Annotated in this window: 10 protein-coding genes; 2 read left to right on the top strand and 8 right to left on the bottom strand. The window is 65.8% G+C overall.

Going from position 1 to position 11,513, the window contains the following annotated elements; all coding sequences use genetic code 11:
- Nucleotides 1-59: 59 nt before the first annotated feature.
- The gene (locus tag DWA33_RS17055; RefSeq protein WP_114359512.1) at nt 60-287 is read right to left on the bottom strand and encodes a ferredoxin; all 228 of its coding nucleotides are present in this window, start codon (nt 285-287) and stop codon (nt 60-62) included.
- Nucleotides 288-386: 99 nt separating this feature from the next.
- Nucleotides 387-1,820: an amidase gene (locus DWA33_RS17050; protein ID WP_114359510.1), complete on the bottom strand. Its 1,434-nt coding sequence runs from the start codon at nt 1,818-1,820 to the stop codon at nt 387-389.
- A 137-nt stretch (nt 1,821-1,957) separates the two neighbouring features.
- On the opposite strand from DWA33_RS17050, the gene DWA33_RS17045 reads away from it, so the two are divergent.
- The gene (locus DWA33_RS17045) at nt 1,958-3,070 is read left to right on the top strand and encodes an SbmA/BacA-like family transporter (RefSeq protein WP_114359508.1); all 1,113 of its coding nucleotides are present in this window, start codon (nt 1,958-1,960) and stop codon (nt 3,068-3,070) included.
- A 13-nt stretch (nt 3,071-3,083) separates the two neighbouring features.
- On the opposite strand, the gene DWA33_RS17040 is transcribed toward DWA33_RS17045, so the two are convergent.
- The 6 genes from DWA33_RS17040 to DWA33_RS17015 form a co-directional block, all read right to left on the bottom strand.
- A complete protein-coding gene (locus tag DWA33_RS17040) occupies nt 3,084-4,460 on the bottom strand; it encodes a GH1 family beta-glucosidase (protein ID WP_114359506.1) in 1,377 nt (458 codons plus the stop codon).
- A 193-nt stretch (nt 4,461-4,653) separates the two neighbouring features.
- Nucleotides 4,654-5,433, bottom strand: coding sequence for an SDR family oxidoreductase (locus tag DWA33_RS17035; protein ID WP_114359504.1), 780 nt, complete (start codon nt 5,431-5,433; stop codon nt 4,654-4,656).
- Between the two features lie 42 nt (nt 5,434-5,475).
- Nucleotides 5,476-6,960 carry an ATP-binding cassette domain-containing protein gene (locus DWA33_RS17030; protein WP_167443228.1) on the bottom strand — a complete coding sequence of 495 codons (1,485 nt, stop codon included), beginning with the start codon at nt 6,958-6,960 and terminating at the stop codon, nt 5,476-5,478.
- Nucleotides 6,960-7,883 carry a branched-chain amino acid ABC transporter permease gene (locus tag DWA33_RS17025; protein ID WP_114359500.1) on the bottom strand — a complete coding sequence of 308 codons (924 nt, stop codon included), beginning with the start codon at nt 7,881-7,883 and terminating at the stop codon, nt 6,960-6,962. The genes DWA33_RS17030 and DWA33_RS17025 overlap by 1 nt, the downstream gene beginning before the upstream one ends.
- A 1-nt stretch (nt 7,884) precedes the next feature.
- Nucleotides 7,885-8,760: a branched-chain amino acid ABC transporter permease gene (locus DWA33_RS17020; RefSeq protein ID WP_114359498.1), complete on the bottom strand. Its 876-nt coding sequence runs from the start codon at nt 8,758-8,760 to the stop codon at nt 7,885-7,887.
- A 192-nt stretch (nt 8,761-8,952) separates the two neighbouring features.
- Nucleotides 8,953-10,167, bottom strand: a complete 1,215-nt coding sequence (locus DWA33_RS17015) for an ABC transporter substrate-binding protein (protein ID WP_244601333.1) — start codon at nt 10,165-10,167, stop codon at nt 8,953-8,955.
- 306 nt (nt 10,168-10,473) lie between these two features.
- On the opposite strand from DWA33_RS17015, the gene DWA33_RS17010 reads away from it, so the two are divergent.
- Nucleotides 10,474-11,487 carry a tartrate dehydrogenase gene (locus DWA33_RS17010; protein ID WP_244601332.1) on the top strand — a complete coding sequence of 338 codons (1,014 nt, stop codon included), beginning with the start codon at nt 10,474-10,476 and terminating at the stop codon, nt 11,485-11,487.
- The last annotated feature ends 26 nt before the right edge of the window (nt 11,488-11,513 follow it).

Genomic DNA, 11,513 nt, shown 5'->3' with positions numbered 1-11,513 from the left:
TCCTCTGCGAGAAGTCGTTGCGGTCTTGGCGCCGCTCGAACGGGGAGAAGGCGGAGTGATCAAGCTTCGTCGATGACGATCGCGTTCTCAGGGCAGTTGGACTTGGCCAGCCATGCCTGGTCGATCAGCGCGGTAGGCACCGTGCCGTCGCCGATTTCGTGGGCATTTCCGTAGTCATCGAGTTCGAACAATTCAGGAGCCAGCGCTTTGCAGCGCGCATGGCCCTGACACTTGTCCTGGTCGACGTGGATTTTCAGCGTCTCGGACGCTTTCAGGTGATCGGACATTGGCGTTTCCCCATCGTCCGCCTTTGTCGGCGGATCTATCGGTGTTGCAACACGCCGGAGAGTAGCACAGCGTGTTGCAACCGCCAGTCCCGTCGGCGCCTACAGACTTTCGGGCGCCGGACGCGGATCGATCGGGGTGGTGCCCTTCAGGCCGAGAATGTCCTCGAGCAGCGCGGCGCCGGCGAGCAGGCCGGCTTCGTTGCGCGGCTTTGCCACCATCTGCAGGCCGACCGGCAGGCCGGTCGCGGTGAAGCCGCAAGGCAGCGACAGCGCCGGGCAGCACACCAGCGTGATCGCATAGACGATGCCCAGCCATTCGACGTAGTTGCCGAAGGTGTGGCCGTTGCATTCGGCGAGGTAGCGCTGCTCGACCGGGAACGGCGCGGTGATCGTCGCCGGGCACAGCAACAGGTCGTAGGTCTGGAAGAACTCGATGGTTCGCGCCGCCATCGCGACGCGCTGCGCTTCGGCCTTGGCGAGATCATCGACCGTCAGCTTCAGGCCCTGCTCGATATTCCAGATCACTTCCGGCTTGAGCAGGTCTCGCTTGGTGCGCAGCAGTTCGGCCTTGCTGATCGCGAAGTCGAAGGCGCGCAGCGCCTGGAAGCACTCGTGCGCCTCGGACAGATCCGGCTGCGCCTGTTCGACGATCACGCCGGCCTCGGCGAAGCGTTCGGCCGCCTTGGCGGTGATCGCGGCGACCTCCGGATCGACCGGGGTGATGCCGAGATCGGGCGAGTAGGCGACGCGCAGCGGCTTCCGCCGCGACCGGGCCGCGGCGAGGAACGAGGTCGCGGGCGAGGGGATCGACAAGGGATCGGCGGCGTATTCGCCGCTCATCGCATCGAGCAGCAGCGCGACGTCCTCAACGTTGCGGGCCATCGGGCCGTTGACGCCGAGATTGCGGTCGATCTTGGCCGCCGGCGTGTGCGCGACCCGGCCGAAGCTCGGGCGCAGGCCGACGATGCCGCAGAAGCTGGCCGGGTTGCGCAGCGAGCCGCCCATGTCGGAGCCTTGGGCCAGCCATGCGGTGCCGGATGCCAGCGCCGCCGCGGCGCCGCCGGACGAGCCGGCCGCCGAGCGCGACAGGTCCCACGGGTTGCGCGTGGCCCCGAACACCTCGTTGAAGGTGTTGGCGCCGGCGCCGAATTCCGGGGTGTTGGACTTGGCGTAGACCACGGCGCCGTTGGCTTCGAGATGCTCGACCATCAGGTCGGAACGGGCCGGCACGACGTTCTTGAAGATCGGCGAGCCCTGGGTGGTGAGCACGCCGGCGACCGCGGTGAGGTCCTTGATCGGCAGCGGTAGCCCGGCCAGCAGGCCGCGCTCGGCCGGCGGCTTCTTCATCAGCTCGGCGGCGTGGCCGCGGGCGCGGTCGAAGCACAGCGTCGGCAGGGCATTGACGGCGCCGTCGACCTCGGCGATCCGCGCTTCCAGCACGTCGAGCAGCTCGATCGGCGTCACCTCGCCGGACTTGAGCTTGCCCACCACCGCACAAGCGGTTTCCTTTACCAGCGCCTGATCTGCCGCCACCCTGTAACTCCCCTAAGTTGATCGCGCCGACGGTATCACCACATCGCCGTCCGCGCTTTGGACCGGATACCAAGACTAGACGCAAGGGCTACCCCGGACCGCTTCACAACCTGATGCTCCGGGCCTTATATCGCGTCATGGGACTCTTCTCACATAACGACTCCAACGGCCACAACCTGACCGGGTTCTGGCTGCTGTCGCGCAGATTTTGGCTGAGCGGCAAGCCGCGGGTCACCGGCCTGATCGCGGTGCTGATCGGCGTGGTGCTGGCGCAGCTGCTGGTTCAGTTCTATCTCAACTTGTGGAATCGACATTTCTTCGATGCGCTCGAACGGCGTGATGCCGACGCGTTGTGGATGCAGACCGGGATGTTCGTGCTGCTCGCCGCCACCAGCGTGATGGTCGCTGCGACCTCGGTGTGGGGGCGCATGACCGGCCAGCGCAAATGGCGGGAGTCGATGACATGTGAAATCCTCGAGCGCTGGTCGCGTAAGGACCACAACGTCCCAATCGATGGTACAGATCACGGCGCGGAGAACCCGGAATATCGCCTCGCCGAGGACGTCCGGATCGCCACCGACTCGCCGGTCGATCTGATCCTGGCGTTCCTGTCCTCGGTGCTGACGGCGCTGACCTTCTTCAGCGTGCTGTGGAGCGTCGGCGGCAGCATCAATGTCGGGCTGTTCGGCTACAATGCCGAAATCCCGGGCTATCTGGTGGTCGGCGTGATCGGCTACTCGACGGTCATGACCGCGATGATGCTGTGGTTCGGCCGCCGCATGACCAGCATCAGCGAACGGCGCAATCAGAACGAGGCGGAATTCCGCGCTGCCGCCGAGGTGCTGCGCGGCGGCCGTCCCGCCAGCGAGGCCGACGAGAGGGCGTGGATGGCGAAGCTGGCGCGGCGGCTGCAGGAGGTGCTGCGTTCGTGGCGCGAGCTGTGCTGGCAGCTCGTCGACATGACGCTGGTGTCGCACAGCAACTTCCTGTTCGCGCCGGTCGCAGCCTACTTCCTGTGCTTTCCGAAATATCTGTCGGGCGCGATGACGCTCGGCGAGGTGACGCAGAGCGCGGCGGCGTTCGTCACCGTGCAGGGTGCGGTGAACTGGCTGGTCGACAATTATCAGCGGCTGGCGGATTGGCGCTCCTCGGCCAACCGCGTCGCCGCGCTGCTGGCGGCGATCGACCAGATGCCGGACCGCAATCCGGCGGCGCCCGCCGAGCCGTCGCGCGAGCTGGCGCCGTCGTAACGTCGCCGCCCGATCAGGCGGCCGTGCCGCGGGCGTGGCGGATCACCTCGGCGAACCATTGGAACGACGCCTTCGGAATCCGCCGCAGCGTGGCATAGTCGATGTAGATCAGGCCGAACCGCACCCTGTAGCCCTGTTCCCACTCGAAATTGTCGAGCAGCGACCAGACCATGTAGCCGCGCACGTCGGCACCCGCAGCGATCGCCTGGTCGAGGGCGGTGATGTAGTCGCGCAGGAACGCGATGCGGCCGGGATCGATCACGTCGCCGTTGTCGTCCGGCTTTTCGATATTGCTGCCGTAGCCGTTCTCGGTGACGTAGACCGGCTTGCCGTAGCGACGGCTGACCTCGATCAGCGTGTCGCGGAACGCATCCGGTTCGATCGTCCAGTCGATCGGCGAACGCGGAATGCCCTCGGGTTTCGGACCCCAGCCGAGCCCGACGATCGCGTTCGGATCGGCGTTGATGTACACCGGGCTGTAGTGGTTCAGCCCGAACCAGTCGAGCGGCCGGTGGATGCGCGCCATGTCGCCGGGCTGGATATGCGGCTTGATCGCGTCGCGGATCAGATCGGGATATTCGCCGCGATATTGCGGATCGGCGAAAGCGCGGTTCCAATAATCGCCGATCAGCTTGGCTTCGGCGACGTCTTCCGGCTTGTCGCTCGACGGATACACCGGCTGATAGTTGGTCACCAAGCCGATCTGCGCATCCGGCACGGTCTCACGCAGCGCATCGACGGCGGCGCCGTGCGCCAGATTGACGTGGTGGATCCAGCGGTGCAGCTTGTCGTCGGCGCTGCGGTCGCGGGCGCCGAACGAGCGGCTGAACAGGCTGAAGATGCCGGGCTCGTTGAAGGTGGCGAACCGCTTCACGCGCTTGCCGTAACGCTGGCCGATGACGCGGGCGTAGTCGGCGAACCAGCCGACGATGTCGCGGTTGAGCCAGCCGCCGCGCTCTTCCAGCGCCAACGGCAGGTCCCAGTGATACAGGCAGATCCACGGCTCGATGCCGGCGGCCTCGAGTGCATCGATCAGGCGGTCGTAGAAGGCGAGGCCGGGCTCGTTGATCGCGCCGGTACCTTGCGGAAACACTCGCGGCCAGGCGATCGAAAACCGGTAAGCTTGGATCCCGAGCGCCTTCATCAGCGCGACATCTTCCTGGTAGCGATGATAGTGGTCGCAGGCGACATCGCCGGTGTCGTTGTCGGCGACGTAGCCGGAGCGGCAATACACGTCCCAGATGCTCTGGCCGCGTCCGTCTTCGCCGGTGGCCCCTTCGATCTGGAAGCTCGCCGTCGACACGCCCCAGATGAAATCCTTGCGGATGTGCGCCAGCGTCGGCAGCGCGGAGATCGGCGCGGAGGCGGGAGGGGTGAGCGACGAGGCCATGGCGGGTTCTCCAATTGCAGCTGTCATTTGATACGCCGCGGCGCTGACGGCGCCGCTTGCGTTGAATCAAACAGCGGCGTTGTGACGCCCGTGCGGCTGACGATCCGTTGCGGCGGCGCCGCCGCAAAAGGGGCGCGACGCCGTATCGTCATGGCTGCATTGCGGCGGGCGCGGCCGCTTCTTGCGCCGACGCTCAGCCCGGCCAGCCGGCGCTGAGGCCGCCGTCGACCGTGAAGATCGCACCGGTGGTATAGCCGGAGCGGTCAGAGGCGAGATAGGTCATCAGGTCGGCGATCTCGCGCGGCTCCGCGGGTCGGCCGAGCGGAAGATTCTTCTGCAATTCGAGGTAGCGGCTTTCGTCGCCGAGCTCGGCCTTGGCCCGGCCTTTCATGCGGCCGAGATAGCGGTCGGTGCCGACCGGCCCCGGATTGATGCCGACCACGCGGATATGGTCGGCAAGGCTCCGGCCGCCGAGCGCGCGGGTGAACGCCATCAGCGCGGCGTTGCCGGCGGAGCCGCAGATGTAGCCGGCGTCGAGCCGTTCGCCGGCCGCGCCGATGTCGTTGATGATGACGCCACCGCCGCGCGCCTTCATCTGCGCGTACACCAGCCGGGTCAGATCGATGAAGCCGAACACTTTCAGATCCCAGGCGTGACGCCACGCGGCGTCGTCGATTGCGTCGATCGTGCCGCGCGGAATGTCGCCGGCATTGTTGATCAGGATGTCGATATCCATCGCCTGCGCGGCGAGCTGCGTCAGGTCGGTCTTGTTGCGCAGGTCGGCGACATGCATCGCGACGCCGACGCCGTACTGGTCGCGGAGCCGCGCGGCGAGGTCTTCCAGCGCATCCTTGTTGCGGGCGGCGAGCCGCAGATGGCAGCCTTCTTCGGCGAAGGCTTGGGCTGCGGCGGCGCCGATGCCTTTCGACGCGCCGGTGATGAGGACGCGCTTGCCGCGCAGATGCAGGTCCATCGAGTGCCCTTCGGTGAAGTCCGGTTCGGCCGGACGCCGCCGCTACAGATAGCCCTCTCCGGCTTCGGCGGCAAAGCGTGCCGGATCGCCTTCCCACACGATCCGGGCGTGCTCGAGCACATAGACGCGGTCCGCGTGCGGCAGCGCGAAGGTGACGTTCTGTTCGCCGAGCAGCACGGTGATCGACGAGGTCTGGCGCAGCTTCTCCAGCGCCTTCGACAGCTGCTCCAGGATCACCGGCGCCAGCCCGAGCGTCGGCTCGTCGAGGATCAGGATCTTCGGCCGCATCATCAGCGCGCGGCCGATCGCCAGCATCTGCTGCTCGCCGCCGGACAGCGTCTGGGCGAGCTGGCTTTGGCGCTCGCGCAGGATCGGAAACAGCTCGAACAGCCAGTCGATCTGCTTGTCGCGGACGTCGTCGGCAAGATGATAGCCGCCGAGGTCGAGATTTTCCCGCACCGTCATCTCGCCGAACAATTCGCGCGACTCCGGACACTGCACGATGCCGTCGCGCGCGATCTTGGCCGCCGAAGTCCCGCGCAGCGGCTCGCCGCCGCGCTTGATCGCGCCGGTGTAGGGCAGGAGGCCGGAGATGGCGTTGAACAGCGTGGTCTTGCCGGCGCCGTTGAGGCCGACCACCGAGACGAACTCGCCCTCGTGGACGTGGATCGAGACGTTCTCCAGCGCCTGGGCCTTGCCGTAGAACACGCCGACGTTCTCGACCTGCAGCAGCGGCACCTTGTCGTGGAAGCTGGTCTCCGGCCGCGCCGAGCTCTCGATCGCGCCGCCGAGATACACCCGCCGCACCGTCTCGTTCTTCATCACCTCGCTTGCGGCGCCGGTGCAGATTTCTTCGCCGAGATACATCGCCAGCACGCGGTCGACCAGCGCAGCGACGCTCTTGACGTTGTGATCGACCAGCAGCACCGCGCGGCCCTCGTCGCGGAAGCCGGCGATCAGCTCGGAGAAGGTGCCGACCTCCGCCAGCGTCAAGCCGGCGAACGGCTCGTCGACCAGCACCACTTTGGGATCGCGCGCGATCGCCTTGGCGAGTTCGAGGCGGCGCAGATCAGCGAACGGCAGTGTCGGCGGCTTGCGCCGCATCACCGCGCCGAGGCCGACCCGTTCGGCGATCGCCTCGGCGCGTTCGACCAGCGCACGATCGTGAAACAGCGCCAGCAGGCTGTCGGGCAGCAGCGCCACCATGATGTTTTCCAGCACGGTCTGCCGGTTCAGCGGCCGGGAATGCTGAAACACCATGCCGAAGCCCTTGCGGGCGATCTTGTGCGCCGGCAGGCCGGCGACGTTTTCGCCCTGGAACACGACTTCGCCGGCGGTCGGGCGTTCGATCCCCATGATCGATTTCATCGCGGTGGATTTGCCCGAGCCGTTCGGCCCGATCAGGCCGAAGATCTCGCCGGGCCGCAGATCGAACGACAGGTTCTTCACCGCGGTGAGACCACCGAACCGCTTGGTCAGGCCGCGGACTTCGAGCGCGGGAGCGAAGTTGCTGGAAGCTGCGTCCATCAGGTCCGGGCCTCGCGCGACAAGGCCGCTCCGAGAAAGCCGCCGGGGAAAAACAGCACGACGAGCAGCGCGATCGCCGAGACGATGAAGGTGGCGAGTTCGCCGGTCGGACGCAGGAACTCGCCGGCGACGATCAGGAATACGGCGCCGAGCGCGGCGCCGATCACGGTGCGCCGCCCGCCCAGCACGGCCGCGACGATCACGTTCACGCCGACCGCGACATTGACCACGGTGCCGACCGAGGCGGTGCCGAAGTAGAACACCATCAGCGCGCCCGACAGGCCGGAGAAGAAGGCGCTGACCACGAAGGCGAACAGCTTGTGCTTGACGATGTTGAAGCCGAGCGCGCCGGCCTGCACCGGGTCCTGGCCCGAGGCCTGCAGCACCAGGCCGATCGGCGATTGCGCCAGGCCGTACAGGATCGCGCCGCTGACGGTCATGAAGCCGAGCGCGATCCAGTAGTTGGCGCCGGCGTCGATGGTGATGACGTCCGGAATGGTGAGGCCGATCTCGCCGCCGGTGAGGTCGGCGAACACCACGATGAAGTTCTGCAGCATCAGCACCGCGACCAGCGTGGTCAGGCCGAAATACGGCCCGCGCACCCGCAGCGCCGGCAGTGCCAGGACGAAGCCGGCGACCACCGCGGCCATCGCGCCGATGAAGATGCAGAAATAAGGCGACACCCCGTAGAGATTGTTGATGATGCCGGCGGTGTAGGCGCCGGTGCCGATCAGGAAGGTCGGACCGAAATTGACCTCGCCGGCGAATCCGAACAGCAGGTCCCAGGACATCGCGAACACGCCGAAATAGAACGCCACCGTCAGCAGCCCGAGGATATAGCCGGAGACGTAGAGCGGCAGCGTCGCGGCGACCGCGACGACGAGAAGCGAGATCCAGAACAGTCGTGACGTGAACACACCCATCTCAGCGTCTCCCGAGCAGGCCCTGCGGCCGCAGATACATCACCGCCACCAGCAGCAGCAGCGCCGGAATGGTGCGATACGCCGGCGAGACCATGTAGGCGGTGAAGGTCTCCAGATAGCCGACCACGAAGGCGGCGATCAGCGAACCGGACACGCTGCCGAGCCCGCCGAGCACCACGATCGAGAACGCGCTCGCGGTCAGCGGCCCGACGCTGTAGGACGACACGCCGAGGAACATGCCGAGCAGCACCCCGGCGATGCCGGCGAGCACGCCGTAGATGATCCAGACCACGACATAGATGTTGGTGAGTTCGAGCCCGAGCAGGGTGACGCCGCGCGGGTTCATCGAGGCCGCCAGCACCGCCTTGCCGATCTTGGTGCGGTTGACCAGCAGCCACAGCAGGGCGATCACCAGGCAGCACACCAGCGCGGTGAAGATCTGGTTGCGCGGGGTGCGGACGCCGAGGATCTCGACGACGCCGGTGACGATCGGCAGTACCGTCTTGGCGTTGTTGGTGAAGAAGTAGGCGATCGCTTCCTGGATCATGATGCCCCACAGCAGCGTGCCGGTGAGGACGAAGATTTCCTTCTCTTCGTTGGCGATCCGCCGCGAGCGCTGGATCGGCTGCACCACCGCGAAATAGGTCAGCAGCGCGATCACCAGCGCGGTGGCGATGCCGATCAGTGCACCGGCGTAGCTGCCGATGCCGAATGTGCTCGACGCCGCCCAGGCCGCAACCGCGGCGGCGACCATGATGGCGCCGTGCGACAGATTGAGGACGCCGGAGACGCCGAAGATCAGCGTGAACCCGGTGGCGCCCAGCGCATACAGCGCGCTGATGGCGAAACCGTCGATCAGGATTTGCAGGGCGAGCATTCGGGACTTTCAATTGCCAAATCCGGGACGTCATTCCGGATGCGCGCCGCGGGCGCGCAGACCCGGAATCCCGAGCTGATCTGAGATTCCGGGGTCGCGGGCGTTGCCCGCGCCCCGGAATGACGAAGTGGAGAAGCTTGCGGTCGACGAAAATGCTCCCGGCGTTTCCGTCCGGGAGCATTGGGCTCATCGTCAGTTCGCGGCGGCCTTGATGAAGGCCGGGAACTTGATCTTGGCTTTGGCCACTTCCGGCGGCCACACCGCGACCTGCTTGCCGTCCTGCCATTGCAGCATCAGGCCGGTGAGCAGGCCCTTGCCGTATTTCAGGCCGTGGGTGAACTGATCGTCCTTGCCGTAGAACTGGACACGGCCGATCGTGCCTTCGTAGTCGGTTTTCTCGAGCGCTTCGACCAGCTTGTCGCCGTCGGTGGAGCCGGCGCGCTTCACCGCTTCGGCAATGTAGTAGACCTCGTCATAGGCGGTGTATCCGGCATAGGACGGATAGTTGCCGTACTTCTTCTTGAAATTCTCGGCAAACGGCACCGACTTCGGCGTCACCGCGACGCCGGGCCCCGACACGCCCTGATACAGCACGCCGTCGGAGGCGTTGTTGGTATCCTTGCCGAAGGTCTCGTTGGTGGCCTGCGAGGCGATGCCGAACATCGGGATCGGCACCTGCTGGTTCTTCCACTGCACCGTCGGCTGGACGCCGACATGCGAGATGCCGGTGATGATCACGTCCGGCTTGGAGCCCTCGATCTTGTTGAAGATCGGGGTGAAATCGGTGGTGTCGGGCGAGAACCGGATGTGGTCCAGCACCTTGAGGCCGATCTTCGGCAGGCACTCCTGGTAGCCGACGTCGAGCGGCTTGGTCCAGGCGGCGTCCTCGCTCATGATCACCGCGCTCTTCATCTGCCGGGCGTCGACCAGCAGATCCTTGGCGGCGTCGCACACCGATTGGGCGAGCTCGCCCGAGGTCAGATAGCCGTGGAAGGTGTACTTGTTCTTCTCGTAATCCTTGTGCACCGCCTTGGTGATCTCGTTGGAGGCCGCGCCGGGCGTGACGAACGGTGTCTTCAGCCGCGACGCCCACGGCATCAGCGCCAGTACCACTTCCGAAATATAGCTGGCGATCACCGCATGGACCTTGTCCTCGTTGACCGCGCGCTGGAACGCGCGGACTGAATCGGCCGAGGAGGAGTGGTTGTCGTAGCTGACGATTTCGATCTTGCGGCCGTCGATGCCGCCTTTGGCGTTGATCTCGTCGGCGGCGAGCTGGGCCGCCTGCGGAATCGAAGCGCCGGCGATCGCCTGCGCTTCGGCGATCACGCCGATCTTGATCGGATCGGCCGCGAGCGCGGACGAGACGCCGAATCCGAGCGCGGTCGCAGCGACCACAGCACGCATCGACCAAGAACGGACATTCGAGGGAGCTGAAGACATGGCGTTTCCTCTTTATTGTCTTTGTTGGCGGCGCGTTGGCCGGCGGCTTGTTGATCAGCCGCGAAAAGTGTAACGCGCATTTTGTCGCAGGCAAGCGCAATACCTGGGCAATACGCGGTTCCGCTATGTGCGGCGCAGCGTTGAACGCTGGCGTACTTTGGGCCAGATGAAAGCGCGCGACGCGCGAGACAAAGGGGAACCGAGTTGAGTGAGAGCAAAGACCAGTATCGCATCGCGGTGATCGCAGGCGACGGCATCGGCAAGGAAGTGATGCCGGAAGGACTTCGGGTGTTGGAGGCGGCCGCCAAGAAGCATCGCGTCAAGCTGAGCTTCGATCACTTCGATTTCGCCAGCTACGATTACTACGAAAAGCACGGCCAGATGATGCCGGACGACTGGAAGGAGAAGATCGGCGGTCACGACGCGATCTTCTTCGGCGCGGTCGGCTGGCCGGCGAAGATCCCGGATCACGTGTCGCTGTGGGGCTCGCTGATCAAGTTCCGCCGCGAGTTCGATCAATACGTCAATCTCCGTCCCGTCCGGCTGATGCCCGGGGTGCCGTCGCCGCTTGCCGGCCGCAAGCCGGGAGACATCGACTTCTGGGTGGTGCGCGAGAACACCGAGGGTGAATACTCCTCGGTCGGCGGCCGGATGTTTCCTGACACCGAGCGCGAATTCGTCACCCAGCAGACGGTGATGACCCGCACCGGCGTCGACCGCATTCTGAAGTTCGCGTTCGAGCTCGCCCAGTCGCGGCCGAAGCGGCATCTCACCTCGGCGACCAAATCGAACGGCATCTCCATCACCATGCCGTATTGGGACGAGCGCGTCGAAGCGATGGCGAAGGCCTATCCCGAGGTGAAGTGGGACAAGTACCACATCGACATCCTCACCGCGCATTTCGTGCTGCATCCGGACTGGTTCGACGTCGTGGTCGGCTCCAATCTGTTCGGCGACATCCTGTCCGACCTCGGCCCGGCCTGCACCGGCACGATCGGCATTGCGCCGTCAGGCAACATCAATCCGGAAGGCGATTTCCCGAGCGTGTTCGAGCCGGTGCACGGCTCGGCGCCGGACATCGCCGGCCAGGGCATCGCCAATCCGATCGGGATGATCTGGTCGGGCGCGATGATGCTGGAACATCTCGGTGAGAAGCAGGCGGCGGATTCGATCGTCAAGGCGATCGAACGCACGCTCGCCGAGCGCACGCTGCGCACCCGCGATCTCGGCGGTCAGGCCGATACCTCGGCCTGCGGCAAGGGCGTCGCCGAGATGGTCGAGTAAGCGGCGGACCGCGGATCGCGCCGCGC

It is taken from the genome of Rhodopseudomonas pentothenatexigens (assembly GCF_900218015.1).
Lineage (GTDB): Bacteria > Pseudomonadota > Alphaproteobacteria > Rhizobiales > Xanthobacteraceae > Rhodopseudomonas > Rhodopseudomonas pentothenatexigens.
This window is presented reverse-complemented; position numbering and strand designations above follow the sequence as displayed.

What these genes read in the sequence shown, in the direction of transcription:
- DWA33_RS17035 (WP_114359504.1), bottom strand. Translation starts at nt 5,433, where the DNA reads ATGGACCTGCATCTGCGCGGCAAGCGCGTCCTCATCACCGGCGCGTCG.
- DWA33_RS17040 (WP_114359506.1), bottom strand. Translation starts at nt 4,460, where the DNA reads ATGGCCTCGTCGCTCACCCCTCCCGCCTCCGCGCCGATCTCCGCGCTG.
- DWA33_RS17010 (WP_244601332.1), top strand. Translation starts at nt 10,474, where the DNA reads ATGCCGGAAGGACTTCGGGTGTTGGAGGCGGCCGCCAAGAAGCATCGC.
- DWA33_RS17045 (WP_114359508.1), top strand. Translation starts at nt 1,958, where the DNA reads ATGGGACTCTTCTCACATAACGACTCCAACGGCCACAACCTGACCGGG.
- DWA33_RS17030 (WP_167443228.1), bottom strand. Translation starts at nt 6,960, where the DNA reads ATGGACGCAGCTTCCAGCAACTTCGCTCCCGCGCTCGAAGTCCGCGGC.
- DWA33_RS17020 (WP_114359498.1), bottom strand. Translation starts at nt 8,760, where the DNA reads ATGCTCGCCCTGCAAATCCTGATCGACGGTTTCGCCATCAGCGCGCTG.
- DWA33_RS17025 (WP_114359500.1), bottom strand. Translation starts at nt 7,883, where the DNA reads ATGGGTGTGTTCACGTCACGACTGTTCTGGATCTCGCTTCTCGTCGTC.
- DWA33_RS17015 (WP_244601333.1), bottom strand. Translation starts at nt 10,167, where the DNA reads ATGCGTGCTGTGGTCGCTGCGACCGCGCTCGGATTCGGCGTCTCGTCC.
- DWA33_RS17055 (WP_114359512.1), bottom strand. Translation starts at nt 287, where the DNA reads ATGTCCGATCACCTGAAAGCGTCCGAGACGCTGAAAATCCACGTCGAC.